This is a genomic window from Rhizobiales bacterium NRL2, assembly GCA_001664005.1.
Lineage (GTDB): Bacteria > Pseudomonadota > Alphaproteobacteria > Minwuiales > Minwuiaceae > Minwuia.
The window spans coordinates 213,994-240,432 of record CP016093.1; the positions used below are offsets into that span (position 1 = coordinate 213,994).

Below are 26,439 nucleotides of genomic sequence, written 5' to 3' on the forward strand. Positions count from 1 at the left end.
GGCTCAGCCGTCCAGCAGGAACGCGAGGCCCAGCATCGCGATGGCGAGCATCTGGGCCCCCACGCGCAGACGCATCAGCTTGTTGCCGTACTTGCGGTTGAACTCCCCGCCCCGGACCATCGAGACGATGCCGGTGAACAGGACGGCCAGGACGATGAACAGCGACAGGCCGACGAGGAAATCGAAGATGCTCATGACCCCGATATAGAGCCTCGCGGCCGCCGCGTCATCCGCCCGGCGGCCTGCCGCGCGCTTTTGCTGCGCTGCGATATCCTTGACAGGCTGCTAGACAGAGCGGGCACCGAAATCATCAGGGAGAAAGAACCGTGGCCCAGCCCGTGACGGAAGCCGAGCAGATTTCCAACATTGCCTTCGGGTTCATGGCGTCGAAGGCGCTGTTCGTCGCACTGCATGTCGGCGTCTTCACCCGGCTGTCCGAAGGACCGAAATCCGCCGCCGAACTGGCGCGGGAGGCCGGCGTGCGCGAGAACCGCATGACCACGCTGCTCACCGCGCTCAACTCCATCGGCCTGCTGGTGCGGGAGGGTTCGGCCTTCGCCAACTCGCCCGGCGCGCAGGCCTTCCTGGTCCAGGGCGCCAAGTACGACTTCGGCGACTATCTGCGCTTCCAGATCGACCGCCAGATGTTTCCCTTCATGCAGGGCCTCGAGGCCGTCGTGAAGGACGACATGGAGCCCGAACAGATCGATTCCTACGCCCGCTGGATGGACGACCCGGAGGAGGCGCGGCTCTATTCCGAGAGCCAGCATTCCGGCTCGCTCGGCCCGGCCCGGACGCTCGCCCGCATGGTCGACCTGTCGGAGGCGCGCAGCCTGCTGGACGTCGCCGGCGGCACCGGCGCCTTCGCCATCGAACTCTGCCGCGCCTGGCCGAACCTGAAGGTCACCATCCTCGACTTCCCGAACGTGGTGAAGCTGGGCGAGACCTTCGTCGCCGAGGCCGGCCTGTCGGACCGCATCGACTTCATCCCCGGCAACGCGCTGGAGACCGAATGGCCGGAGGGTCAGGACGCGCTGATCATGTCGTATCTGTTCAACGGCGTCCCCGGCGAGTCGATCCCCGACCTGGCGCGCCACGCCTATCGCGTCCTCAACCCCGGCGGGCGCTACATCGTCCACGACTTCATGGTCGAGGACGACCGCTCCGGCCCGACGCTGGCCGCGCTCTGGCAGCTGCAGCACATGGCCTTCACCCCGGCGGCGAAGTCGATCACGCCCGACTGGGTCAGCGGCGTGATGGAGGGCGCGGGCTTTACCGGCATCCGCGTCGAAGAGCTGATTCCGGCCATGACCAAGGTCGTGATGGCGACCAGGCCGAAGGACTGACCGGCGGCAATCCGGCCGGCCCCCGCCGGCGTATCGCACCCGTCCCCTCGCTTCGCGCTTGAGCGCGGCAGCCGAGGGGCATAGATACGCCAGCGAGGAAACGCCGGAAGGAAAGGTCAGCCGCCATGTCCGACTATACCGCGCCCGTGCGCGACATGCGCTTCGTCCTGAACCACGTGGTGGATCTCAAGGCGCTCTCGGAACTGCCCGGCTACGACCATGCCGAGCCGGATCTGGTCGACGCCATCCTGGAGGAGGGTGCGAAGTTCGCCGGCGGCGTGCTCGCCCCCATCAACTGGGCCGGCGACCAGGAGGGCGCGAAGCTGGAGAACGGCGTCGTCCGAACCGCGCCGGGCTTCGCCGACGCCTACCGCCGGTTCTCGCAAGGCGGCTGGAACGGCGTGCCCTTCGATCCGGAGCTGGGCGGCGGCGGCCTGCCCTGGGCGGTGACCATCCCGCTGACGGAGATGTGGAACGCCGCCAACCTCGCCTTCTCGCTCTGCCCGCTGCTGACTCAGGGCGCCATCGACGCGCTGGAGGCGCACGGCTCCGACGAGCTGAAGGCGAAATATCTCGAGAAGATGGTCTCCGGCGAGTGGACCGCGACCATGAACCTGACCGAGCCGCAGGCCGGATCGGACGTCGGCGCGCTGCGCACGAAGGCCGAGCCGCGCGGCGACGGCGCCTGGCTGATCCAGGGCCAGAAAATCTTCATCACCTTCGGCGAACACGACATGACCGACAACATCGTCCACCTGGTGCTGGCGCGCACGCCGGGCGCGCCGGAAGGGACGAAGGGCATCAGCCTGTTCCTGGTGCCGAAGTTCTTCGTCAACGACGACGGCACCCCGGGCGAGCGCAACGACGTCCGCTGCGCCTCGCTGGAGGAGAAGATCGGCATCCACGGCAGCCCCACCTGCGTCATGTCCTATGGCGACAACGGCCAGTGCGTCGGCTGGATGGTTGGCGAGGAGATGAAGGGCATGCGGGCCATGTTCACCATGATGAACAACGCCCGGCTCTCGGTCGGCGTGCAGGGCGTCGCCATCGCCGACCGCGCCTATCAGCGCGCCGTGCGCTTCGCCCGCGACCGGGTGCAGGGCCGCAGCCTGCGCCCCGGCGGCACGGGCGCCATCATCGACCATGCCGACGTCCGCCGCATGCTGATGACCATGAAGGGCTATTCGGAGGCCGCGCGGGCGATCTGCATCTACAACGCCGAGTGCCTCGACTTCGCCCGCCGCCACCCCGACGAGAGCGTGCGCCGGATCCGCCAGGGCATGGCCGAGCTGCTGACCCCGATCTCCAAGGGCTTCGGCACCGATATCGGCGTCGAGATGGCCTCGGTCGGCGTGCAGGTGCATGGCGGCATGGGCTTCGTCGAGGAGACGGGCGCCGGCCAGCACTACCGCGACAGCCGCATCCTGCCGATCTACGAGGGCACCAACGGCATTCAGGCCATGGACCTTGTCGGGCGCAAGCTGACGCTGAACGGCGGCGAGCCCATGCGCGCGCTGCTGGCCGACATTGTCGCCACCGCCGACATCGCCCAGGGCGCGGCCGACCCGTCCGTGCAGGCGATGGCCGGACCGCTGGCCGAGGCGGCTGACGCGGCGCGCGAGGCGGGCGAGAAGCTGGCCGCGATGCTGGGGTCCGACATGAACGGGGCCGGCGCGGGCGCCGCGCCGTTCCTGCGCCTGATGGGGCTGACCGTGGGCGGCTGGCTGATGACGAAGGCGGCCATCGCCGCCGCCGACCTCGTCGAGCAGGGCGCGGACGATCAGCCCTTCCTGAAGGCCAAGATCGCCACGGCGCACTTCTTCGCCACCCAGATCATGGTCCAGGCCCCGGCGCTGGCCCGCGCCGCCACCGCCGGCGCGGAGCCGCTCTACGCCATCGACGACGACGTGCTGGTGGCATGACAGGTTGGCGCGCGGGGGATGGTCTGGCCGGCCCGCGCGCCTGCTGAACCGATCGCGTTCATCCCCCTCCCTGCCCTCCCCCTTCCGGGAAGGGGGAGGGTGGACAGCGTCAGCGGGACGAGAGGAAGTTCGTCGGCAATGCGGCGCAACCGTCGCTGCCCGGCTTGTCCGGGCAGCCCACCGGGCATGGGCGCCGATGGATGGATTGCCCGGACAAGCCGGGCAATGACGATTTCAGGATCCGGGCGTCAGTTCGCGGTCAGGCCACCATCGACCACGACCTCCGAGCCGGTCATGAAGTCCGACAGGTCGGAGGCCAGGAACAGGATCGCGTTGGCGATGTCGAGAGGCTGGCCCAGCCGCCCGATCGGGTGGCGGGTGTGCATCTGGCGGATGCGCGCGTCCCGCTCCTCCGGCGGTACGCCGTCGATCAGATCCTGCATCATCGGCGTGTCGATGATGCCCGGATGGACCGAGTTGACCCGTACCTTCTTCCCCTGCCCGGCCAGTTCCAGCGCCGTGGCCTTGGTCATCAGCCGGACCGCGCCCTTGGATGCGCAATAGGCAGCCTGGCGCGGCGCGCCGATCAGCCCGGCGACCGAGGACAGGTTGACGATCGAGCCGCCGCCCGAGTCGTGGATCGCGTCGGCGCAGGCCTTGATGCCGAGGAAGACCCCCAAGACGTTGATGTCCATGACGCGGCGGAAATCGTCCACGGAGATGTCGGCGATGGTCTTCACCAGCTCGATTCCGGCGTTGTTGACCATGATGTGGAGTCCGCCGAAGGCTTCGAGGGTCGCCGTCACGGCGTCGGCCCACTGATCCTCGTCGGCCACGTCATGGGTCAGCGAGATCGCCTGGCCGCCCTGCCCCTCGATCATGCGCGCGGTCTCCTGCGCGGTGGCCGCGTTGATGTCGGTGCAGGCGACCGCCGCGCCGGCGTCGGCCAGCACCGTCGCGGCCTTGCGGCCTATGCCCGAGCCCGCGCCCGTCACCAGGGCCACCCGCCCCGAAAGATCGATCTCCTGCGCCATGGTTCCTTGTCCTCCCTCGCAAATGCCGCCGAATCCGTGCGCCTATCCTATGGCCTTTCGGCCGTCACCCGAAGGGCCCCGGCCGCACCGCACCGGGGTAGCCCAATAAAGGCCTAGACGGCCAGGTAGCGCCGGCGCAGTTCGGCGTCGGCCATGAAGGCCGCCATCGCGCCCTCATGGGCCAGGGCGCCGTTCTCGATCACCAGGCAGCGTTCGGCGATCTCGGCGGCGAAGCCGAGATTCTGTTCGGCGATCAGCAGCGTCAGCCCCTCCGCCTTCAGCGTCTTCACCGTCTCGACGATACGCTCCAGCACCACGGGCGCCAGGCCCTCCGCCGGCTCGTCGAGCAGCAGCAGCTTCGGATTGCCGGCCAGCGTCCGCGCGATGGTCAGCATCTGCTGCTCGCCGCCGGACATGCGGCCGGCGCGCCGGCCCTGCATGCGGCCGAGTTCGGGGAACAGCTCGTAGAGCTTCTCCGCCGGCCAGTGCGGCGCGCCCTCGCGCGGGGCCTGACGGCCGACCTCCAGGTTCTCGGCGACGGTCAGTTCAGGGAAGACACGCCGCTCCTCGGGCACGTAGCCCAGGCCCAGCCGGGCGATCCGCTGCGGCGCCATGCGCGAGATGTCCGTGCCGTCGAAGCGCAGCGTCTCCGCGGCGCGGCGCACCATGCCGACCAGCGCCTTGATGGTGGTGGACTTGCCCGCGCCGTTGCGGCCCAGCGCGGCCACCGCCTCGCCGCGCCCGATCGAGAAGGAGATGCCGTGGATCACGGTGGCCGGGCCATAGCCGGCGGTGAGACCGGAGACCTCAAGCATCGGCGGCCTTGCCCAGATAGACCCGGCGGACTTCCGGATCGGCCCGGATCTCGTCGACCGCGCCCTCGGCGATCAGCCGCCCGCCGGCCATCACCATGACCCGGTCGGCATGGCCGAAGACGGCGTCCATGTCGTGCTCGGTGAACAGCAGCGCCACGCCCTCTTCGGCGACGATGCGGCTGACCCGGTCCATCAGCGCCGCGCGTTCGCCCGAGGCCATGCCCGCCGTCGGTTCGTCCATGAACAGGATCTTCGGCTCGCCCGACAGCGCCAGCGCCAGGTCGAGGCGCTTGACGTCGCCATAGGGCAGCGCCGTCACCGGCCGGTCGATCGCGCCGGCCAGCTCGACGCGGCGGAGCAGATCCAGCACGCGCTCGCGGTCGGCGGGCCGGCGGCTGAAGGAGTACATGCGCCCGTCGGCCACCGCCAGCGCGGTGCCCGCCGCCTCGCCCACGGTCATGGACTGGAAGCTCTGGGCGATCTGGAAGGTGCGGCCGATACCCAGGCGGACCAGCTCGCGCGGCTTCCGCCCCGTGACCACCCGTCCGTCAAGGCGCACTTCGCCCCGATCAGCCTTCAACTGGCCGTTCAGAAGGTTGAAACAGGTGGTCTTTCCTGCACCGTTCGGGCCGATCAGGGCCACGCGCTCGCCTGCGCCGACGCGGAAGCTGACGCCGTCCACGGCGGCCACGCCGCCGAAGGACCGGGCCAGATCGGCCACTTCCAGCAGCGCGCTCATGCCGCCGGCCGCCGCCGCAGGCGCCCCGCCAGCCCGGTCAGCTGCGGGTAGAGTCCGGTCATGCCGCCCGGCGCGGCGATGGCGATCAGCAGGATCAGCCCGCCCAGGAAGGCGCGCCAGAACTGGAACTGGTTCAGCGAGTCCTCGAGATAGCGGAAGGTGCCGGCGCCGATCAGCGCGCCCACCAGATGGTCGACGCCGCCCAGCAGGACGACGACCAGCGCGTCGATGGATTGCGGGATCGCCGCGGCGTCAGGGAAGACGCTGCCCTTCTGGTAGACGAACATGCCGCCGGCCAGGCCGGCCAGCATCCCCGCCAGCGTGAAGGCGAACCACTTCTGGCGGCGCACGTCGACGCCGATCGCCTCGGCGCGGAGCGGGGCGTCGCGCCCGGCGCGCAGCGCCATGCCGAAGGGTGCGCTCGCCGCCCGGCGCAGGATCGCGACCACGATCACGCCGCCGGCGAGGGCGAGGTAGTAGTAGGCGTCGTTCGACGACGCCCAGGAGGCCGGCCAGATGCCGGTCAGGCCGTCGTCGCCGCCGGTATATTCCTGCATCTGCACCGCCGCGGCCCAGACGATCTGCGCCGCCGCCAGCGTCAGCATGGCCAGGTAGACCCCGGTCAGGCGCACGCAGAACCAGCCGAACAGCAGCGCGGCCACCCCGGCGGCGACCGGCGCGGCGGCCAGTCCGCCGATCATGCCGACGCCGAAGTGGTGGCTCAGCAGGGCCGCGCCATAGGCGCCGGCGCCGAAATAGGCGGCGTGGCCGAAGCTGACCATGCCGCCCGGTCCCATCAGGAACTGCAGGCTGGCGGCGAAGACGCCGAGGACGACGATGTCGGTCGCCAGCACCACCAGGAAGTCGCCGACGAACAGCGGCAGCACGGCGAAGCCTGCCAGCACCACCAGCCAGCCCCGGCCGGACAGCGCGCCCATGCGCACGTCGGGCGGCGGATGGCTTTCCGGCGCGGACGGCGGCCGGCCCAGCAGACCGTAGGGCCGGATGACAAGCACCACGGCCATGGCGGCGAAGGCGACGATCAGCGTGATCTCGGGCAGAATCAGGATGCCGAAGGCGTTCAGCATGGCGATCAGCACGGCGGCCAGATAGGCGCCCAGGATCGAACCCATGCCGCCGACGACGGTGACCACGAAGACTTCGGCGATGATGGCGAGATCCATGCCCTGGGCGACCGATTCGCGCGGAATCTGCAGCGCGCCGCCCAGGCCCGCCAGCCCCGATCCGAGACAGAACACGGCGGTGAACAGCCGGGCCTGGTTGACGCCCAGCGCCGCGGCCATCTCCCGGTCCTGGGTGGCGGCGCGGACCAGGACGCCGAAGCGCGTGCGCTCGAACACCAGCCACAGCACGCCCAGCGCCAGCGGCCCCATGGCGATCAGGAACAGGTCGTATTCCGGGACCGGCTCGCCGAAGATCCGGACCACGCTGTCCAGCCCCGGCGCGCGCGGCCCGAAGCGGTCGGCCGAGCCCCAGATGGCCAGCGCCACGTCCTGCAGGATCAGCACGATGGCGAAGGTGGCGACGAGCTGGAACATCTCCGGCGCACGGTAGACGCGGCGCAGCGCGGTGAACTCGATCAGCCCGCCGACCGCGGCGATGATCAGCGCCGTCAGCGGCAGGGCGAGCCAGAAGCCCACCTCCTTGCCGAACAGGCCGATGATGTCGAGGGCGACATAGGCCCCCAGCATGTAGAGCGTGCCGTGGGCGAAATTGACGATGCGCGTGACGCCGAAAATGAGGCTGAGCCCGGCCGCCACCAGAAACAGAGAGGAGGCGCTGGCCAGGCCCGTCAGCGCTTGCGCGAAGTAGAATCCCATGGGCCGGAAGTAGGCGCGAGGCAGCGCGGAGGGTCAAGCCACTTGGCCGGCCGCCGCCCTTTGCCAGGCGTACCCCCGGCGGCCCGGATCGTGTAACGCTGTCGCGCCGGGCCCCGGAGCAGGAGGAACGCCGCATGCAGACCGCCGCCGCCTATCTGGGCGCCGCCATCGCCGAAATCGCCGGATGCTTCGCCTTCTGGGCCTGGCTGAAGCTGGACAAGCCGGTCTGGTGGATCGGTCCCGGCCTGGTCTCGCTGGCCCTGTTCGCCTGGCTGCTCACCCTGGCCGACAGCGCCGCGGCGGGGCGCGCCTACGCCGCCTATGGCGGGGTCTACATCGCCGCCTCGCTGGCCTGGCTGTGGCTGGTCGAAGGGGTGCGGCCGGACCGCTGGGACCTGATCGGCGTGACGCTCTGTCTCGCCGGCGCGGCGGTGATCATCGCCGGGCCCCGTCCGGTGGGGTAGAGAGTTCCAACATACGATGGCAGAGTTTCGCCTCGTTTGATCGAGGAGGATCGGGCCGGCGAACCCCGCGTCCTGCGCGCCGCGTCAGCGGCGGCGCGGGACCCACGCCTGAGCCTTTCCGGCAAAGCGGCGTTCGGCGGATGCGCTCAGGCATGGATCCCGGACCGGACCTCCGGTCCGTCCAGGACTCGACGGTGGATTCGAAGGACGCGCGATCCGCCCCTGACGGCGCTCCACGCCGCCGCTTCAGGCGGCTTCCGAGCGGGTTTCGTCCATCTGGTCGGGGTGGCAGCCGGCGCGCTTCAGCTCCGGCCCCAGCCGGCCGGCGAGCCACATGAAGTACATGCGGAAATCGCTGACCAGCGACCAGAAGGGATAGCGGAAGGTCGCCGGGCGGTTCTTCTCGACGAAGAAGTGCGCGAACCAGGCCGGGCCGTAGCCGGCCACGACCGCCGCCAGCAGATACCACGGGTTCAGGGTCAACGCGGCGGCGAGCAGGAACAGGATCGACAGCGTCGTGCCGACATAGTGGATGCCGCGGGTCGCGGGCGCGCTGTGCTGGTTCAGATAGAAGGGCCAGAACTGGCGGTATGACGTCGGATGCGTCGTCAAGCTGAAGCCTCCGGAATGCGACAATCTGGGTGACCATGGTTGTTGACGTTTACGTAAGCGTCAACTACATCTCTGCGCAACCGGCCCCGACCCGGGGCGCCAGCGATCAAGGCAGAGACTACACAAATATGACCGATACGGAAAGATACAGCATCCGCGAGCTGTCGGATGAATTCGACGTGACCCCGCGGACGCTCCGCTTCTATGAGGACAAGGGGCTGCTCGGCCCGGAACGCAAGGGCCTGCAGCGTATCTACGACCGCCGCGACAAGGCCCGGCTGGCGCTGATCCTGCGCGGCAAGCGGCTCGGCTTCAGCCTGGCGGAGATCCGCGACTGGCTGAACCTCTACGAACTGCGGGACGGCCAGGTGGCCCAGGCGCAGATGCTACTGGCCGCGTCCCGTGAGCGCATGACCGCCCTGGTGCAGCAGCGCGAGGACATCGAGGCAACGATCCGGGAGCTGGACGAGCAGATGAAGTTCGTCCGCGACTGGCTGGCCGAACGCGGCCTGCCGGCCGAGGAGCAGCCGGCCGAGGCCGCCGACTGACGACGTGATCCGCCGACGCGTCCCGGCCGGGCAGCGGCCGGGGCCGCCGGCCCAGAAGAAACCCGACCGGGAGCGACAGAAATCATGAAGAACGTGGTCATCGCGGGCTATCAGCGCTCGCCTTTCACCTTCGCGACCAAGGGCGGCCTGGCCAGGGTCCGCCCCGACGAGACGGCGGCCCAGGTGGTCAAGGCGCTGGTGGAGAAATCCGGCGTCGATCCGGAAGACCTGGAGGACCTGATCCTCGGCTGCGCCTTCCCCGAGGGCGAGCAGGGCTTGAACGTGGCCCGCATGGTCTGCTTCCTGGCCGGCCTGCCGCAGTCGATCGGCGCCACCACGGTCAACCGCTTCTGCGGCTCCTCCATGACCTCGGTGCACATGGCCGCCGGCGCCATCCAGATGGGCGCGGGCGACGCCTTCATCTGCGCCGGCGTGGAAAGCATGACCCGCGTGCCGATGCCGGGCTTCAACCCGATGCCGCATCCGGGCCTGCACCAGAACTACCCGGAAGCCTATATCGGCATGGGCATCACCGCCGAGAACCTGGCTAAGAAGTTCTCCATCTCCCGCGACGAGCAGGAGGAGATGGCCGTCGAGAGCCACAAGCGCGCCGCCGAGGCGCAGCAGGCCGGCCGCTTCGACGACGAGATCGTCGCCATCACCGACCGCAACAACCGCGTCGAGGCAGACGGCTGCATCCGCCCCGGCGCCACCAAGGCCGACCTGGAGGGGCTGAAGCCCGCCTTCGACCAGTCGGGCACGGTGACCGCCGGCACCTCCTCGCCGCTGACCGACGGCTGCGCCGCGGTGCTGGTGTGTTCGGAAGAGTACGCCGACGCCAACGGCCTGGAGAAGCTGGCCCGCATCCGCTCGGTCGCCGTCGCCGGCTGCGCGCCGGAAGTCATGGGCATCGGCCCGGTTCCGGCCACGGAGAAGGCGCTGAAGCGCGCCGGCCTGACCGTCAAGGACCTGGACATCATCGAACTGAACGAGGCCTTCGCGGCACAGGCGATCTCGGTCCTGCGCGAGACCGAGATCGACTTCGCGAAGACCAACCTCGACGGCGGCGCCATCGCGCTGGGCCATCCGCTGGGCGCCACCGGCGCGCGGATCACCGGCAAGGCCGCGGCGCTGCTGAAGCGCGAGGGCAAGGAGCTGGCGCTGGCCACCCAGTGCATCGGCGGCGGCCAGGGCATCGCGACGGTGCTGGAGGCCTGCTGAGATGACGGAGATCAACAAGGTCGCCGTCATCGGCGCCGGCGTCATGGGCGCGGGGATCGCCGCCCATGTCGCCAATGCCGGCATTCCGGTCGTGCTGCTCGACATCGTGCCCGAGGGCGCCGACGACCGCTCCTTCATCGCGAAGACGGCCGTGGAGCGCATGCTGAAGACCAATCCCGCGCCGTTCATGCACAGGAAGAACGCGCGGCTGATCGAGACCGGCAATCTGGAGGACAATCTCGATCTCGTCGCGGACTGCGACTGGATCTGCGAGGCGATCGTCGAGAACCCGAAGATCAAGCGCGACCTCTACACGCGGCTCGACAAGGTGCGCAAGGCCGGCTCCGTCGTCACCTCCAACACCTCCACCATTCCGCTGGAGGTGCTGACCGAGGGTCTGGGCGACGGTTTCGCGCAGGACTTCGCCATCACCCACTTCTTCAACCCGCCGCGCTACATGCGCCTGCTGGAGGTGGTGAAGGGGCCGCAGACCCGCGACGACGCCTATGCGGCGCTGAAGGAATTCGGCGATGTCCGGCTGGGCAAGGAAGTCATCGAGTGCAAGGACACGCCGGGCTTCATCGGCAACCGCATCGGCATCTTCTGGTCCACGGTCGCCACCCGCCAGGCCTATGACATGGGCCTGACCGTCGAGGAGGCCGACAGCATCGTCGGCCGGCCCACGGGCGTGCCCAAGACCGGCATCTTCGGTCTGGGCGACCTGACCGGCATCGACCTCGGCCCCCACGTCATCGCCTCCATGATCGACCTGGTGCCTGCCGAGGACCCGCTGCGCGACTTCGTCAGCCAGGATCACCCGCTGACGAAGCTGACGGCGAAGATGATCGACGAGGGCTATACCGGCCGCAAGGGCAAGGGCGGCTTCTACCGCCGCGTCAAGCAGGACGGCCGCACCATCAAGGAAGCCATCGACCTGCGCAGCGGCGAGTACCGCCCGACGCAGAAGGCGAATTTCGAAAGCGCGAAGGCGGCGAAGAAGGGCCTCCGCGCCCTGGTCGAGCACCCCGACAAGGGCGGGCAATACGCCTGGGCCGTGCTCAGCCACGTGCTGAGCTACTCCGCGGCGCTGGCCGAGGAGATCGCCGCCGACATCCGCTCCGTCGATCTGGCCATGACGACGGGCTACGCCTGGAAGTGGGGCCCGTTCGAGATGATCGACATGCTCGACGCGGGCTGGCTGGCCGACAGGCTGGCCGGGGAGGGCCGGCCGGTGCCGGCGCTGCTGGAGGCCGCGCGGGGCAAGACCTTCTACAGGGAGGAGGGCGAGCGGCTCTCCATCCTGGGCTTCGACGGCGAATACCGCGAGGTCGACCTGCCCGACGGCGTCTGGATGCTGGCCGACATCAAGCGCGGCCGGCAGCCGGTGAAGTCGAACGCCTCCGCCTCGATCTGGGACGCCGGCGACGGCGTCGCGGTGCTCGAGTTCCACTCCAAGATGAACGCCCTCGACGAAGGCTCGATCGAGATGATCAGGCAGGCGGCGAAGATCGACAAGTCGGGCTTCAGGGCGCTGGTGATCGGCAACGACGCCGACAACTTCTCCGTCGGCGCCAATGTCGGCGTGGCGCTGTTCGGCGCCAACGCGGCCATGTGGCCCCTGATCGAGAACGGCGTCGCCGAGGGCCAGAAGGCCATGCAGGCGCTGAAGAACAGCCCCTTCCCCGTGGTCGCCGCGCCCGCCGGCATGGCGCTGGGCGGCGGCTGCGAGGTGTGCCTGCACGCCGACGCCATCCAGGCCCATGCCGAGACCTATATCGGCCTGGTCGAGGTCGGCGTCGGGCTGCTGCCCGGCTGGGGCGGCTGCAAGGAGCTGACGATCCGCAACATGACCAACAAGAAGCGCCCGGGCGGGCCGATGCCGGCCCTCTCGGCCGCCTTCGAGGCGATCAGCACGGCGAAAGTCGCCACCAGCGCCCAGGAAGCCCGGGACATGCAGATCCTGCGCGAGGGCGACGGCATCACCATGAACCGCCGCCGCGTGCTGGCGGACGCGAAGAAGAAGGCGCTGGCGATGGCCGGGGACTACGCCCAGCCGGAGCCGATCGTCGTCAACCTGCCGGGGCCGACGGCGCTCGCAGCCATGAAGATGGCGGTCGAGGGCTTCTACCTGCAGGGCAAGGCGACCGAGTACGACACGGTGATCGCCGAGCAGGTCGGCCGCGTCCTTTCCGGCGGCGACACCGACATCACCGAGGAGGTGACGGAGAAGAAGCTGCTGGAGCTGGAGCGGGAAGGCTTCATGACGCTGATCCGCAACGAGAAGACGCTGCAGCGGATCGAGCACATGCTGACGAAGAACCGCCCGCTGAGGAATTGACACGCAGTGTCACCCCCGCCCCCCGAACGGGGTCAGGGGCAGGCCTGTGCGGGGGTCCGGTGCGGCGTCGCCGCAAGACTGTTTGATTGCCGGATGCCCGCACAAGGCGGGCATGACGACCCGGCGAACGCGCGAACCAGGGAGACGAGAAAATGGCGACGTATCAGGCGCCCGTGAACGACTTCAAGTTCCTGCTGCACGAGTTCATCGACCTGCAGCGCTATTCCAACCTGCCCGGCTTCGCCGACGCGACGCCGGATCTGGTGGATGCGATCCTGGAGGAAGGCGCGAAGTTCTTCGAGAACGAGATCCAGCCCCTCAACCAGATCGGCGACCGCCAGGGCTGCACCCGTCATGACGACGGCTCGGTGACCACGCCGGAGGGCTTCAAGGAGGCCTACAAGGCCTATGTCGAGGCCGGCTGGGGCGGTCTGACCGCCGATCCGGAATTCGGCGGCCAGGGCCTGCCCCACGTGCTGGGCTTCGCGGTCTCCGAGATGGCGTCCTCGGCCAACATGGCCTTCTCGATGTATCCCGGCCTGACCCACGGCGCCTACGAGGCGCTGCGCCACTGGGGCTCGGACGAGCAGAAGCAGACCTATCTGCCGAAGCTGGTCTCCGGCCAGTGGACCGGCACCATGAACCTGACCGAGCCGCACTGCGGCACCGATCTCGGCATGATGCGCACGAAAGCCGAGCCGCAGGACGACGGCAGCTTCGCGATCACCGGCCAGAAGATCTTCATCTCCGCCGGCGAGCACGACATGTCGGAGAACATCATCCATCTGGTGCTGGCGAAGATTCCCGGCGGCCCGGAGGGCATCAAGGGCGTCAGCCTGTTCCTGGTGCCCAAGTTCATCCCCGACGCGAACGGCGATCCGGGAACGCGCAACGGCGTCGTCTGCGGCTCCATCGAGGAGAAGATGGGCATCCACGGCAACGCCACCTGCGTGCTGAACTATGACGGCGCGACCGGCTGGCTGATCGGGGAGCCGCACAAGGGCATGCGGGCCATGTTCACGATGATGAACGCGGCCCGCCTCGGCGTCGGCATCCAGGGCCTCAGCCAGGCCTCCGTCGCCTACCAGAACGCCGTGACCTATGCGATCGACCGCATCCAGGGCCGCTCGCTGACCGGCGCGAAGGCCAAGGACAAGCCCGCCGATCCGATCATCGTCCACCCCGACATCCGCCGCATGCTGATGAAGCAGAAGGCCTTCGTCGAAGGCGCCCGGGCGCTGGCGCTGTGGACCGGCCTGATGATCGACTTCGCCGAGAAGCACCCGGACCCGGAGGAGAAGGCGAAGGCCGACGACTTCGCCGCCTTCATCACGCCCGTCGTCAAGGCCTACCTCACCGACATGGGCTTCGAATGCGCCGTCGACGCCATGCAGGTCTATGGCGGTCACGGCTACATCCAGGAATGGGGCATGGAGCAGTTCGTGCGCGACGCCCGCATCGCCCAGATCTACGAGGGCGCCAACGGCATCCAGGCGCTCGACCTGGTCGGCCGCAAGCTGCCCGAGGGCATGGGCCGGCTGATGCGCCGCTTCTTCCATCCCGTCGACGCCTTCATCCAGGACAACGCCAGCGACGCCGCCCTGCAGCACTACGTCATGCCGCTGGCCAGGGCCTTCGCCCGGCTGCAGTCGGCGACCGCCGATCTGGGCCCGAAGATGATGGCCAACGCGGACGAGGCCGGCGCGGCGTCTTCGGACTATCTGCGCTGCGTCGCGCTGGTGGCCATCGGCTTCATGTGGGCACAGATCGCGAAGAAGGCGCAGGAGAAGCTGAACGCCGGCGAGGGCGACGCGGACTTCTACAAGTCCAAGCTGGCGACGGCGCGGTTCTTCATGGACCGCATGCTGCCCGACGTCCACGCCCACGCCGCCAAGGCGGGCGCCGGCGCGGCGACGCTGATGGCGCTGGACGAGGAAGCCTTCGCCGCCTTCTGAGGCTCACAGGACGCAGAGCACCCCGGCTCTCCCGCATCAAGGGGCGGGAAATCCGCCATCGGATGCCTGTGTCGTTCTGTCCCCGAACCTTCGTCCCGCATGCGGAACGCCCGCGACCGGCGGTTGACTCCCGGTTCGGCTCATTCACTCTGGCGTAGGGCGGGAATACCGCTGCGCCAGAGAGACCCCGATCGCCTGGCCCAGCCCGACGAGAGGGAAATCCACATGCTTCGACATCTGTTCGGCGCCGGCCTGATGGCCTGCGTCAGCGCCGCCGCCTTGCCGGCTGCGGCGCAATCGGTCTTCGATACGCTGCGCGAGGCCGAGCCGGTTTCCGGCAAGCCCGTCTACGTCATCCCGCATGGCGGGCGGGAGATTCTGGCGCTCGACCCCAACGGGCCGTCGCTGCCGGACCTGCAGCTCAGCGGTTTTTCCAGCTTCAACCTGAACTGGGTCGGCGCGCAGCATTCCAGCATCAAGCCCAGGGTCGAGCTGTCCGAGATCAACAACTGCGGTCCCGCCGGACCCTGCTTCGAGATCCATTCGGTGGCCGAGTCCGAGACCGGGCGGGCCGGCGACTGGATCCTGCGGGTGTTCCGCCCCGCGGACGGCGAACCGCTCCGCGGCGGCGCGGAGGCCCTGGAGCCGGGCACGCCGATCTGGACCCGCGGCCCCGCTCAGGGGCAGGGCGTCAACATCGACAGGGTCCATCCCCGCCTGGTGCTGGCCCCGCATCCGACGCGGACCGACGCCTGGACCATCCGCGAACTCGGCTGGATCGAAAACGACAGCATCTACGCCCTGGACCCCTCGGTGCTGGTCAACAGCGACGATCCCGACGCGACCCCCAGACCGATCTTCAACGCCGACAAGGCCGCGCAGAACAGCTACCGGGAGGATTTCTACCTGCTGGACATCGACAACGCGGGCGGCATGGCGGTCTGGACGCTGAAGGTCTATTCCGCCTGCCGGGTCTACACGGGCACCCAGTGCTACTGGATGGAAAACACCTCGGGCAACTGGTGCTACGTGCCGTCGACCATCTTCAAGGCGGAGACGCCGAAGCGCTGCTTCGAGCTGAATTCCTGCGGCGAGGGCGGCGGCCAGTCCGGCGGCGGCTGCTACAAGTGGTCGGACAGCTCGGACGGCGCGCGCATCCCCTATACGGAGAACTGACGGCGCGGAGGGCGCGTTTCAGCCGAGGCGCGCCCTCAGCTCCGCCAGCACGGCCTCGAACATCGCCGGCGTCAGGCGGCCGGTGTTCACGTTGTAGCGCGAGCAGTGATAGCTGTCGGCGAGCAGCAGGCCGCCGGGCAGGTCGTGGACCGCGCCGTGGGCGAAGGGATGGGCCGCGAGCTTCAGCCCGAAGGTCCTGAGCACCGCGTCGTGGGCGATGCGGCCCAGCGCCAGCAGCGCGCGGAGCTCTCCCATCGCCTCGATCTCGGCCTCCAGGAAGGGCCGGCAGGTACGGGTCTCCTCGGGCGTCGGCTTGTTCTGCGGCGGCACGCAGCGCACGGCGTTGGTGATGCGGCAGCCCGCCGGCCGCAGGCCGTCATCGGGCCGCGCGCCATAGTCGCCGCTGGCGAAACCGGCCCCGATCAGGGAGGGGTAGAGCAGATCCCCGGCATAGTCGCCGGTGAAGGGCCGGCCGGTGCGGTTGGCCCCCTTCAGCCCCGGCGCCAGGCCGACGATCAGCAGCCGCGCGTCCAGCGGCCCGAAGGCGGGTACGGGATCGTTGTGGAAACCGGGATGGGCGCGGCGGTTGTCGTCGCGGAACCCCGCCAGACGGGGGCAGCGCCGGCAGTCCGCGGGCGGTTCATGCGCCTCGGGCGCCGCCATCAGCGGACGAGCGGGTCGTCGAATTCGTCATCGCTGTCGTCATAGTCCGGTTCGGCGGCGTTCCCGTGACGCTGGCTGAAGTTCTCGCGGCGGTTGCTCACGGGGCGGCCGCCCTCGCGGGCGATCAGGGGCTGCAGATCGACCAGGTCGACGAACTGGTCGGCCTGGCGGCGCAGCTCGTCGGCGATCATCGGCGGCTGCGTCTTGATGGTGGAGACCACCGTGCAGCGCAGGCCCTTGCGCTGCACCGCCTCCATGACCGAACGGAAGTCGCCGTCGCCGGAGAACAGGATGGCGTGGTCGATGAATTCGGCCATCTCCAGCATGTCGACGGCCAGCTCGATATCCATGTTGCCCTTGACCTTGCGCCGGCCGTCCTGGCCGACGAACTCCTTGGCGGGCTTGGTCACCATGGTGAAGCCGTTATAGTCGAGCCAGTCCACCAGCGGCCGCAGCGGCGAATACTCCTGATCCTCCATCAGCGCGGTGTAGTAGAAGGCCCGGACCAGGGTGCCCTGGCGGGCGAACTGGGCGCGCAGCTTGCGGTAGTCGATGTCGAAGCCCAGCGTCCGCGCGGCGGCGTAGAGGTTCGCCCCATCGATGAAGATGGCGACCTTTTCCGTGGGGTATATGCCCAGATCGACCTCTGCCATTTCAAAAATCCCTTCAATGATCTATGCACTGGCCCGGCGGCCCGATCACGACATCGCGGTGCCGCGTACGAACACGCCGGGGACGATGTTCAAAGTTAGTGCTGACATAGGCTGGCGGGGGCGGGAATGCCAGTGATTTCCACCGCCGCGGAGCCGGCGTTTTTCCGCGAAAGGAGAGCCGTTTGATCATCATCGGCCTGGGGGCGAATCTGCCTCATCCGGAACACGGAGCGCCTGCGCGCACGCTGGAGGCCGCGCTGGACGAACTGGCGCTGAGGGGCGTCGGCCACAGCGCCCGCTCACGCTGGTTCGCCAGCCCGCCCTGGCCGGCGTCGCTCAGCGGCCAGCCCTGGTACGTCAACGGCGCGGCGGCGCTGGAGACCGCGCTCGGTCCGGATGAACTGCTGCGCACGCTGCACGAGGTCGAATGGGCCTTCGGGCGGGTGCGGACCGAACGCTGGGCGCCGCGGCGCATCGATCTGGACCTGATCGCCTTTCACGGCGTCAGCGCCCGGGCCTGCGGCGAGCACGGCGTCGCCGCCCTGCCCCACCCGCGCATGAGCGAGCGCGCCTTCGTGCTTCTGCCGCTCAAGGACATCGCGCCGGACTGGCGTCATCCGGTCAGCGGACGCCATATTGACGAGATGATCGCGGCCGCCGACCGCTGCGGCGTCGAGCCGCTGGAGGAGCGGGTCGAGAAACACCTTGCGAGCGGGGCCGCGGGCAGCTAAATATCCGCCCTTCTCGGGAATTCTGAATGATCCAACGGAGGCCCCATGGCCCGCGTTACCGTCGAAGACTGCATCGACAAGGTCGACAACCGCTTTGACCTCGTACTGCTTGCCGCCCAGCGCGCCCGCAGCATCTCCAATGGTGCGGAGATCAAGGTCGAACGCGACAACGACAAGAACCCTGTCGTCTCGCTGCGCGAGATCGCCGACGACAAGCTGTCGCCGGACGACCTCATGGAACAGCTCATCAGCAGCTACCAGCGCCGCATCGAGCGCGACGAGCCCGAGGAGGACGACCTCGCCCAGCGCATGCGGCGCGAACTCGCCGCCCTGGCCGCGGGCGAATCCACCGAGGGTTGAGCTGACGCCCGCCCCGGGTCATCCGGCGGCGCTGCGCCGGCCGCCGATTCAAGGGTAGACTCGCCGTCATGATGCGGCAGATGGAACTGGTGGAGACGGTCCGGGGCTATGACTCCGAGGCCGACGAGGACCTTATCAACAAGGCCTATGTCTTCGCCATGCGCGCCCACGGGGCCCAGAAGCGCGCTTCGGGTGACCCCTATATCAGCCATCCGCTCGAAGTCGCGGGCATCCTGACCCGCTACCGCGTCGACAGCCAGTCGATCGTCACCGCCCTGCTGCACGACACGCTGGAGGACACCCTCGCCACCCGCGAGGAGATCACCGGCCTGTTCGGCGATGAGGTGGCGCGGCTGGTCGACGGCGTCACCAAGCTGTCCAAGGTCGAGCTGGTTTCCGACGAGACCCAGCAGGCGGAGAACTTCCGCAAGCTGCTGCTGGCCATGTCCGACGACATCCGGGTGCTGATGGTGAAGCTGGCCGACCGGCTGCACAACATGCGCACCATCGGCTATCTGAAGCCGGACAAGCGCCGCCGCATCGCCCAGGAAACGATGGAGATCTACGCCCCGCTGGCCGAGCGGGTGGGGCTGAACGAGATCAAGGACGAGCTGCAGGACCTGTCCTTCCAGGTGCTGGAGCCGGACGCCTACGACACGGTGATGGGCCGGCTGCAGAAGCTGCGCGCCCACGCCGGCGACCTGATCCAGCGCATGAAGACCGAGCTGGCGCAGAAGCTGTTCGCCGCCGGTCTGAGCGCCGAAGTCACCGGCCGCGAGAAGCGGCCCTTCTCCATCTGGCGCAAGCTGGAGCAGAAGAAGATCAGCTTCGAGCAGCTGGCCGACGTCTTCGGCTTCCGCGTCATCGTCACTGACCCGGCGGACTGCTACCGGGCGCTGGGCGCCATCCACCGGGCCTATCCGATGGTGCCCGGGGAGTTTGACGACTACATCTCCACGCCCAAGCGCAACAATTACCAATCCATCCACACGGTGGTGATCGGCCCGGAGCGCATGCGCACGGAAATCCAGATCCGCTCCCGGGAGATGCACGAGCGCGCCGAGTACGGCCTCGCCGCGCACTGGCGCTACAAGACCGGCGGCAAGGGCCACGACCTGCAGACCCAGAAGGAGGAGCGCTGGCTCAAGGAGCTGCTGGAGATTCTCAACGACGCCGCCAGCTTCCGGGAGTTCCTGGAGCACACCAAGCTGAACATGTACGCCGACCAGGTGTTCTGCTTCACGCCCAAGGGCCGGCTGATCCAGCTGCCCCAGGGCGCGACACCGATCGACTTCGCCTATGCGGTGCACACCGATCTCGGCAATACCTGCGTCGGCGCCAAGGTGAACGGCCAGATCAAGGCGCTGCACACCATCCTGCGCAATGGTGACCAGGTGGAGATCCTGACCTCCAGCGAACAGACCCCGCCGGCCTCGTGGGAAAGCGTCGCCGTCACCGGCAAGGCCCGGGCCGCGATCCGGCGCACGCTGCGCCAGAAGACCCGCGCCGAACATTTCAGCGTCGGCAAGCGGCTGCTGCGCACGACCTTCGCCGGCGCCGGCCGCCGGTTCCGCGAGAAGGATCTCGGCAAGGCCCTGCTGACCCTCGGTTTCGCCTCGATCGACGATCTCTACACGGCGATCGGGGAGGGCGTGGTCGCACCCCGCGACGTGCTGGCCGAGATTTATCCGGCCGAGAAGAAGCGCCGCCGGCGCACGAAGCGCAAGGCGGATGCCGCACGCGAGGGCGCCCTTCCGATCCGCGGGCTGCAGCCGGGGGTCGCGGTGCACTTCTCGGACTGCTGCCACCCGTTGCCAGGGGACCGCATCGTCGGCATCGCCCATCAGGGCCGCGGCATCCACATCCACGTCATCGACTGCGGCAGCCTGGAGCTGGTGCAGGACATGCCCGAGCGTTGGCTGGACACCTCCTGGACCGGCGATACGGAAGACGAGCAGCTCTATGTCGGGCGGATCGAGGCGGAGATGGTCAACCGGCCGGGCATGCTGAGCCGCACCACCGCAGTGATCGCCCAGCACGACGGCAACATCGTCTTCCTGCGCATGACCAAGAGCCAGTCGGACTTCGCCGTGCTGACCCTCGATATCGAGGTCCGCGACGTCCGCCATCTCAACGACATCATCGCCGCGCTGCGCCACGAGCCCGGCATCGACCGGGTGGAGCGCCCGCGCTCCTGACCACGGCCGGCTTTCGATTCCACCGCCGAGTCCTGGACGGACCGGAGGTCCGGTCCGGGAACCATGCCTGAGCAGGTCCGGCCGCGCCTTGTCCGGCGGAAAGGCTCAGGCGTGGGTCCCGCGCCGCCGCTGACGCGGCGCGCAGGACGCGGGGCGCACAGGCCCAACCAACAGCGACGGGCCGGTTTCAATGCTGCCCCGTCCCGGCCCGCTGACGCGGGCTACCCTCCCCCTTCAGGAAGGGGGAGGGACGGGGTGGGGGATGCCTCTACATGAATTTCTGGTGTCGTGCCCGCCGCCCCTGGCGCGCGGGCATCGGGCCGCGGAAAGATGCCGGAGTGGACCTTCGCCCGATCCCCGAGTGGCTCATGCGGCCCATCGGGGATGACGGCATGATTGGAGCCGCCCGCCCCGCCGGCCCTTCGCCATCCCGCGCAGCGCGGTTTCCTAGGTGTTCATCGAATCGAAGAAGTCCTGGTTGGTCTTGCTGTCCTTCAGCTTGCCGAGCAGGAACTCCATGGCGTCGGTGACGCCCATGGGCTGCAGGATGCGGCGCAGCACCCACATCTTCGTCAGCGTGCTCTTGTCGACCAGCAGTTCCTCCTTGCGGGTGCCGGAGCGCGTGATGTCGATCGCCGGGAAGGTGCGCTTGTCGGCCAGCTTGCGGTCCAGGATGATCTCGGAGTTGCCGGTGCCCTTGAACTCCTCGAAGATCACCTCGTCCATGCGGCTGCCCGTGTCGATCAGCGCGGTCGAGATGATGGTGAGCGAGCCGCCTTCCTCGATATTGCGCGCGGCGCCGAAGAAGCGCTTCGGGCGCTGCAGGGCGTTGGCGTCCACGCCGCCGGTCAGCACCTTGCCCGACGACGGCACCACGGTGTTGTAGGCGCGCGCCAGGCGGGTGATGGAGTCCAGCAGGATGACCACGTCGCGCTTGTGCTCGACCAGGCGCTTGGCCTTCTCGATCACCATTTCCGCGACCTGGACGTGGCGGGCCGCCGGCTCGTCGAAGGTCGACGAGATCACCTCGCCCTGCACGGAGCGGGACATGTCGGTGACTTCCTCGGGCCGTTCGTCGATCAGCAGCACGATCAGGTAGACGTCGGGGTGATTGCTCTCGATGGCGTGCGCCATGTTCTGCATCAGCACGGTCTTGCCGGTGCGCGGCGGCGCGACGATCAGCGCACGCTGGCCCTTGCCGATCGGCGTGACCAGCTCGATCACCCGGTTGGAGAGATCCTTCTTCGTCGGGTCGGCGAATTCCAGATGCAGCCGCTCGTCGGGGTAGAGGGGCGTCAGGTTGTCGAAGGCCACCTTGTGGCGGACCGCTTCCGGGTCCTCGAAGTTGATCTTGGCGACCTTGAGCAGCGCGAAGTAGCGCTCGCCGTCCTTGGGCGAACGGATCTCGCCTTCGACCGTGTCGCCGGTCCTGAGCGAGAAGCGGCGGATCTGGTTGGGACTGACATAGATGTCGTCGGAGCCGGGCAGGTAGTTCGATTCCGCCGAGCGCAGGAACCCGAAACCGTCGGAGAGGGTTTCGAGCACGCCGACGCCGGTGATCTCCTCGCCGTCCTCGGCAAGCTGCTTCAGGATCGCGAACTGCATGTCCTGCTTGCGCATGGTGGACGCGTTCTCGATCTCCAGCTCCTCGGCCATTTCGAGGAGTTCGGTGGGCGATTTCGCCTTCAGTTCGCGTAGGTTCATGGGTACCGGTCGCAGGAATATGTGATTGAACAGGTGTCCGGACGGACGGACCGCTGAGGTTCCAGATCGTGTCGGCAGTTTCCGGATCAAGCGCCGGCCAGGGAATTGGCCGGTTCTGGAGTGAAGTCGCTTCAGCGGCTGTCCGTTGTTAATACACGGATCGGGCCGGGCCGCAAGATCGAATTCGCGGCGCGGATCAGTTTTTCAGCCAGATCGCCGCGCTGACATGGCTCTCCAGAAAGGCGGCGTGGGCCGCGAGTTCGGCCTCGGTCGGCGCATGCGGCCTGGGCGCGCGGTAGCGCCGCGCCGGGCCCGCCGCGCCTTCGCCCTGGTCCTCGCCGAAGGTCAGGCCCGCCTGCTTGACTCCCACCAGGTGGTAGTAGACGTCCGCCAGCAGCCGGGAATCGATCAGCGCGCCGTGCAGCGTGCGGTCGGTGTTGTCGACCTCGAAACGCCGGCACAGCGCGTCGAGGCTGTTCGCCGCGCCCGGAAAGCGCTTGCGGGCGATGGCCAGGGTGTCGACCACCCGGTCCATCGGCAGGGGCTCGCGGCCGATGTTGGTGAGCTCCCAGTTCAGGAACTTCATGTCGAAGGCGGCGTTATGGGCGACGATCGGGGCGCCGTCGACGAAGGCCAGGAATTCCTCGGCGATCGCGCCGAACGTCGGCTTGTCCGCCAGATCGGCGTCGGAGATGCCATGCACGCGATAGGCGTCGTCGGTCATGGCGCGTTCGGGATTGATATATTGCTGCCAGGTCCGCCCGGTCCAGACGCGGTCGACCAGTTCCAGACAGCCGATCTCGACGATGCGGTGGCCGTCATTCGGGTCCAGGCCCGTGGTTTCCGTGTCCAGGATGATTTCACGCATGACGGTACTCTAAATCTGGCAGGCGGCAGGGCCCAAGCCTACTACATCCACCCGTCCGATGCCATCATTGCGATTGCGCTTCGCGGCGCAGTTCGGCCACCAGCGCCTTCACCCGGGCCGCCGTTTCATCATGGGTGACGGCCGTGTCGATGACATGGTGGGCGCGTTCGCGCTTCTCGTGGTCGGGGGTCTGCCGGGCCAGGATCGCCTCGAACTTCGACTCGGTCATGTTCGGCCGCGCCAGCACGCGCTCGCGCTGCTGCTCCGGCCCGGCGCTGACCACGACCACCGCGTCCATGCGCGCCTCGCCGCCGGTCTCGAACAGCAGAGGCACGTCGACCACGACGATGTCGTGGCCCGCCGCCTCGCATTCGGCGAAGAAGCGCTGGCGGTGCTGGCCGACCAGCGGATGCACGATCTTTTCCAGGTCGCGGATCGCCTCGTCGTCGGCGACGACGCGGTGGCTCAGCTTCTCGCGGTCGACCGCGCCGTCGACCACGACGCCGGGAAAGCGTTCGGCGACGGGCGCCACCGCCGCGCCGCCGGGGCTGTAGAGCTCGTGCACCGCGGCGTCCGCATCCCACACCGGCACGCCCTCGTCGCGGAACATGCCGGCGACGGTGGACTTGCCCATGCCGATGGAGCCGGTGAGACCGACCACGTAGACCATTCAGAGTACCTCCAGCAGATGTCGGCGCAGCGCCGTGTCGACCTCGGGGCGCACGCCGTAGAACGCTTCGAAGGCCGGCGCCGCCTGGTGCAGCAGCATGCCCAGCCCGTCCACCGTCTTCAGCCCGCGCGCCCGTGCGGCAGCCAGCAGCGGCGTCTCAAGCGGGACGTAGACGATGTCATGGACCACGGCGGTTTCGGGCAAGGGCGACAGATCGATCTCCAGCGCCGCCTGTCCAGTCATACCCAGCGATGTGGTGTTGACCAGAAGGGCCGTATCCCTCAGAACCGCTTCCGAAACCGGGTAGGGCTTTACGGTGACAGCGGTATTGCCTGCATCATGCGCCAGTTTCCAAGCGCTTTCAGGAGTCCTGTTGACCAGACGTATGTCGGATACGCCCGCCTGAAGCAGCGCATGTAGGGCCGCCCGTGCGGCGCCGCCGGCGCCGATCACCGTCACGGGTCCTACCGCCGGATCGACACCGTGCTGGCGCAGATTGGCCATGAAGCCGGGCGCATCGGTATTGCGGCCGAGGATGCGGCCGTCGCGGAAGACCAGCGTGTTGACCGCGCCGATGGCGCGGGCCGCCGCGTCCAGTTCGTCGGCGATCTCGAAGGCGCGGCGCTTGTGGGGCACGGTGACGTTGACGCCGGACAGTCCGGCGGCCGCGAGCCCGCGGATCGCCGTCTCGAATGCGCCGGCGACGACGGGAAAGGGCGCATAGACGCCGTCGACACCGTGCCGGCGCAGCCAGAAGCCGTGCAGCCTGGGCGACAGGCTGTGCTCGACCGGCCAGCCGGTGACGCCGGCCACTTTCGCAGCGCCGGTGGGCGCGCCCTCACTCATCCGCGTTCTCCCTCAGCCAACCCAGCAGTGGAAGCAGGGGCAGACCCAGAATATCGTGCCAGCCGCCGTCGATACGCTCGAACAGGCGGATGCCGGGACCCTCGACCTGATAGCCGCCGACGGTCGCCCAGGCGCTTTCCGGCGCCGCCTCCAGATAGCTTTCGATCGCCCTCTCCGGCAAGGCCCCCATGGTCAGCGCCGGCGCGCTCGCCGTCTCGAAGACGACCGCCCCGTCGCGCGCCAGGGCCATGGCCGTTCTCAGCACATGGGTGCGGCCGGCCAGACGGCGGAGGTGGTCGGCAGCGGTGGCGCGGTTGCCCGGCTTGGAGAAGATCTCGCCGTCGAGATCGAGCACCTGGTCGGCGCCGATCACCAGCGCGTCCGGATGGCGTGCCGAAACCTCCAGCGCCTTGGCGCGGGCCAGTGCGGCGGCCAGCGCGGCCGCGTCGCCGGTCCATCCCGCCTTGATCCGGTCCTCGTCGACCCGCGGCGGATCGACCTCGAAAACGAGGCCGGCCTGTTCCAGCATGGCGCGCCGCGTCGCACTGCCCGAACCCAGCACCAGACGCAGGGTCATGAGGCGCGTTCGCCTTCGCGGCGCTGGTAGAGCGTCAATATGGCCGCCGCCGTCTCCTCGATCGACTTGCGCGTCACGTCGATGACCGGCCAGCCATGACGGGCGAAGACGCGCCGTGCGGCCAACAGTTCCTCCTTGACCCGCTCCTGATCGGCGTAGTCGCTGGAGGCCGTGTCCTTCAGGGAAAGCAGGCGGTTGCGGCGGATCTGGCTGAGCCGCTCCGGCGCCGTGGTCAGCCCGACCACCAGGGGCCGGCGCAGGTTTTCCAGTTCGGGCGGCAGGGCGACGCCCGGCACGAAGGGCACGTTGGCGACCTTCAGGCCGCGATTGGCCAGGTACATCGACGTCGGCGTCTTCGACGAGCGTGAGACGCCGACGAGTACGACATCGGCACGGTCCAGATCCGCCGCCTGCTGCCCGTCATCGTGGGAGAGCGTGTAGTGCATCGCCTCGATGCGGTCGAAATACTCCTGGTTCATCTCGTGCTGGCTGCCCGGCCGGCCGGTCGTCGCCTCGCCCAGGAACTCGTGCAGGCCCATCATCACGGTGTCGAGGGCCGAGATGTGGCGCACGCCGAGACGCCGGCAGCCTTCCTCCAGCGCCGCCCGGGCCTCCGCGTCGACCAGGGTATAGAGCACCAGGCCGGGTTCCTGCCCGATCCCCGCCAGCACGTTGGCGATCTGCGCCCGGTTGCGGATCATCGGCCAGAGATGCTTGACCGGCTGGGCGTTCTCGAACTGCACCACCGCCGCATTGACGATCGTGGTGAGGGTCTCGCCGGTCGCGTCGGAGACGAGGTGCAGATGGAAACGGGTCATGCAGGCAGGCCGGAGTCGATAAGTCGGGTCGATCTGTGGATATCACGGATGACAGCGTCATGCTGGCACGGCTGTCCCGCCAAGGTCCAGTGCCATACAGCATCGCGCCGTCCACCGGCCGCAGCCGCCCACCGACAACCCGGAGGGAGGACAACCGGCGCCGAGCCGGACCCGCAGGGGACGGCCGGCGCGGACGAGGCTGCTGTCACCGTGCCTGCGATTCAGTCCACCGCTGTGAAGAGCGGGGATGAACCGGAGCGACGACGGCGGCGCCTGTGCATGAACGGGGGACGGATTCGCTCCCCGATATCCACATGGACAACAACATCATCTTCAAGAT

At 68.6% G+C, this 26,439-nt stretch carries 25 protein-coding genes; 11 read left to right on the plus strand and 14 right to left on the minus strand.

Features of this window, described 5'->3' with window-relative positions; genetic code table 11:
• Positions 1 to 3: 3 nt before the first annotated feature.
• Positions 4 to 195 (minus strand): hypothetical protein, encoded by a 192-nt coding sequence (locus TEF_00925; protein ANK79511.1) that lies wholly within the window; start codon positions 193 to 195, stop codon positions 4 to 6.
• Between the two features lie 185 nt (positions 196 to 380).
• Here TEF_00925 and TEF_00930 point away from each other — a divergent pair, with 185 nt between their 5' ends.
• Both TEF_00930 and TEF_00935 read left to right on the plus strand, forming a co-directional pair.
• The gene (locus TEF_00930; protein ID ANK83197.1) at positions 381 to 1,346 is read left to right on the plus strand and encodes a methyltransferase; all 966 of its coding nucleotides are present in this window, start codon (positions 381 to 383) and stop codon (positions 1,344 to 1,346) included.
• A gap of 125 nt (positions 1,347 to 1,471) precedes the next feature.
• A complete protein-coding gene (locus tag TEF_00935) occupies positions 1,472 to 3,268 on the plus strand; it encodes an acyl-CoA dehydrogenase (GenBank protein ID ANK79512.1) in 1,797 nt (598 codons plus the stop codon).
• A gap of 248 nt (positions 3,269 to 3,516) precedes the next feature.
• Here the strand turns inward: TEF_00935 and TEF_00940 are convergent, their stop codons facing one another.
• The 4 genes from TEF_00940 to TEF_00955 all read right to left on the minus strand — a co-directional run bounded on the left by TEF_00940 (position 3,517) and on the right by TEF_00955 (position 7,697).
• A complete protein-coding gene (locus TEF_00940; GenBank protein ANK79513.1) occupies positions 3,517 to 4,302 on the minus strand; it encodes a hypothetical protein in 786 nt (261 codons plus the stop codon).
• A 113-nt stretch (positions 4,303 to 4,415) separates the two neighbouring features.
• Positions 4,416 to 5,117: an ABC transporter ATP-binding protein gene (locus tag TEF_00945; GenBank protein ANK79514.1), complete on the minus strand. Its 702-nt coding sequence runs from the start codon at positions 5,115 to 5,117 to the stop codon at positions 4,416 to 4,418.
• A complete protein-coding gene (locus tag TEF_00950; GenBank protein ANK79515.1) occupies positions 5,110 to 5,856 on the minus strand; it encodes an ABC transporter ATP-binding protein in 747 nt (248 codons plus the stop codon). Before TEF_00950 ends, TEF_00945 begins: the two co-directional genes overlap by 8 nt.
• Positions 5,853 to 7,697 (minus strand): ABC transporter permease, encoded by a 1,845-nt coding sequence (locus tag TEF_00955; protein ID ANK79516.1) that lies wholly within the window; start codon positions 7,695 to 7,697, stop codon positions 5,853 to 5,855. The genes TEF_00950 and TEF_00955 overlap by 4 nt, the downstream gene beginning before the upstream one ends.
• Positions 7,698 to 7,831: 134 nt before the next feature.
• Here TEF_00955 and TEF_00960 point away from each other — a divergent pair, with 134 nt between their 5' ends.
• Positions 7,832 to 8,161: a hypothetical protein gene (locus tag TEF_00960; GenBank protein ANK79517.1), complete on the plus strand. Its 330-nt coding sequence runs from the start codon at positions 7,832 to 7,834 to the stop codon at positions 8,159 to 8,161.
• A gap of 246 nt (positions 8,162 to 8,407) precedes the next feature.
• Here TEF_00960 and TEF_00965 read toward each other — a convergent pair whose 3' ends face one another.
• The gene (locus TEF_00965) at positions 8,408 to 8,773 is read right to left on the minus strand and encodes a hypothetical protein (protein ANK79518.1); all 366 of its coding nucleotides are present in this window, start codon (positions 8,771 to 8,773) and stop codon (positions 8,408 to 8,410) included.
• A gap of 128 nt (positions 8,774 to 8,901) precedes the next feature.
• On the opposite strand from TEF_00965, the gene TEF_00970 reads away from it, so the two are divergent.
• The 5 genes from TEF_00970 to TEF_00990 all read left to right on the plus strand — a co-directional run bounded on the left by TEF_00970 (position 8,902) and on the right by TEF_00990 (position 16,011).
• A complete protein-coding gene (locus tag TEF_00970; protein ID ANK79519.1) occupies positions 8,902 to 9,321 on the plus strand; it encodes a hypothetical protein in 420 nt (139 codons plus the stop codon).
• Between the two features lie 84 nt (positions 9,322 to 9,405).
• On the plus strand, positions 9,406 to 10,542 hold the full coding sequence (locus tag TEF_00975) for an acetyl-CoA acetyltransferase (protein ID ANK79520.1): 1,137 nt from the start codon (positions 9,406 to 9,408) through the stop codon (positions 10,540 to 10,542).
• A 1-nt stretch (position 10,543) separates the two neighbouring features.
• The gene (locus TEF_00980) at positions 10,544 to 12,880 is read left to right on the plus strand and encodes a 3-hydroxyacyl-CoA dehydrogenase (protein ANK79521.1); all 2,337 of its coding nucleotides are present in this window, start codon (positions 10,544 to 10,546) and stop codon (positions 12,878 to 12,880) included.
• 152 nt (positions 12,881 to 13,032) lie between these two features.
• A complete protein-coding gene (locus TEF_00985) occupies positions 13,033 to 14,835 on the plus strand; it encodes an acyl-CoA dehydrogenase (protein ANK79522.1) in 1,803 nt (600 codons plus the stop codon).
• Positions 14,836 to 15,060: 225 nt separating this feature from the next.
• The gene (locus TEF_00990; protein ANK79523.1) at positions 15,061 to 16,011 is read left to right on the plus strand and encodes a hypothetical protein; all 951 of its coding nucleotides are present in this window, start codon (positions 15,061 to 15,063) and stop codon (positions 16,009 to 16,011) included.
• Positions 16,012 to 16,029: 18 nt separating this feature from the next.
• On the opposite strand, the gene TEF_00995 is transcribed toward TEF_00990, so the two are convergent.
• Positions 16,030 to 16,674 (minus strand): uracil-DNA glycosylase, encoded by a 645-nt coding sequence (locus TEF_00995; GenBank protein ID ANK79524.1) that lies wholly within the window; start codon positions 16,672 to 16,674, stop codon positions 16,030 to 16,032.
• The gene (locus tag TEF_01000) at positions 16,674 to 17,327 is read right to left on the minus strand and encodes an NYN domain-containing protein (protein ANK79525.1); all 654 of its coding nucleotides are present in this window, start codon (positions 17,325 to 17,327) and stop codon (positions 16,674 to 16,676) included. Before TEF_01000 ends, TEF_00995 begins: the two co-directional genes overlap by 1 nt.
• A gap of 182 nt (positions 17,328 to 17,509) precedes the next feature.
• Here TEF_01000 and TEF_01005 point away from each other — a divergent pair, with 182 nt between their 5' ends.
• The 3 genes from TEF_01005 (at position 17,510) to TEF_01015 (ending at position 20,616) form a co-directional block, all read left to right on the plus strand.
• Positions 17,510 to 18,058 carry a 2-amino-4-hydroxy-6-hydroxymethyldihydropteridine diphosphokinase gene (locus TEF_01005; GenBank protein ANK79526.1) on the plus strand — a complete coding sequence of 183 codons (549 nt, stop codon included), beginning with the start codon at positions 17,510 to 17,512 and terminating at the stop codon, positions 18,056 to 18,058.
• Positions 18,059 to 18,103: 45 nt separating this feature from the next.
• Positions 18,104 to 18,418, plus strand: a complete 315-nt coding sequence (locus tag TEF_01010) for a DNA-directed RNA polymerase subunit omega (GenBank protein ID ANK79527.1) — start codon at positions 18,104 to 18,106, stop codon at positions 18,416 to 18,418.
• A 68-nt stretch (positions 18,419 to 18,486) separates the two neighbouring features.
• Positions 18,487 to 20,616 carry a GTP pyrophosphokinase gene (locus TEF_01015; GenBank protein ANK79528.1) on the plus strand — a complete coding sequence of 710 codons (2,130 nt, stop codon included), beginning with the start codon at positions 18,487 to 18,489 and terminating at the stop codon, positions 20,614 to 20,616.
• Between the two features lie 447 nt (positions 20,617 to 21,063).
• On the opposite strand, the gene TEF_01020 is transcribed toward TEF_01015, so the two are convergent.
• From TEF_01020 to TEF_01045, 6 genes are all read right to left on the minus strand, one after another.
• Positions 21,064 to 22,320: a transcription termination factor Rho gene (locus TEF_01020; GenBank protein ANK79529.1), complete on the minus strand. Its 1,257-nt coding sequence runs from the start codon at positions 22,318 to 22,320 to the stop codon at positions 21,064 to 21,066.
• A 196-nt stretch (positions 22,321 to 22,516) separates the two neighbouring features.
• Entirely contained in the window at positions 22,517 to 23,188 is a 672-nt protein-coding gene (locus TEF_01025) for a DNA polymerase III subunit epsilon (protein ID ANK79530.1), read from the minus strand.
• Between the two features lie 64 nt (positions 23,189 to 23,252).
• Positions 23,253 to 23,858, minus strand: coding sequence for a dephospho-CoA kinase (locus tag TEF_01030; GenBank protein ANK79531.1), 606 nt, complete (start codon positions 23,856 to 23,858; stop codon positions 23,253 to 23,255).
• Positions 23,859 to 24,704, minus strand: coding sequence for a shikimate dehydrogenase (locus tag TEF_01035; protein ANK79532.1), 846 nt, complete (start codon positions 24,702 to 24,704; stop codon positions 23,859 to 23,861).
• A complete protein-coding gene (locus TEF_01040) occupies positions 24,697 to 25,281 on the minus strand; it encodes a hypothetical protein (GenBank protein ID ANK79533.1) in 585 nt (194 codons plus the stop codon). The genes TEF_01035 and TEF_01040 overlap by 8 nt, the downstream gene beginning before the upstream one ends.
• Positions 25,278 to 26,099, minus strand: coding sequence for a phosphoenolpyruvate synthase regulatory protein (locus TEF_01045; protein ID ANK79534.1), 822 nt, complete (start codon positions 26,097 to 26,099; stop codon positions 25,278 to 25,280). The genes TEF_01040 and TEF_01045 overlap by 4 nt, the downstream gene beginning before the upstream one ends.
• Positions 26,100 to 26,439: the final 340 nt, after the last annotated feature.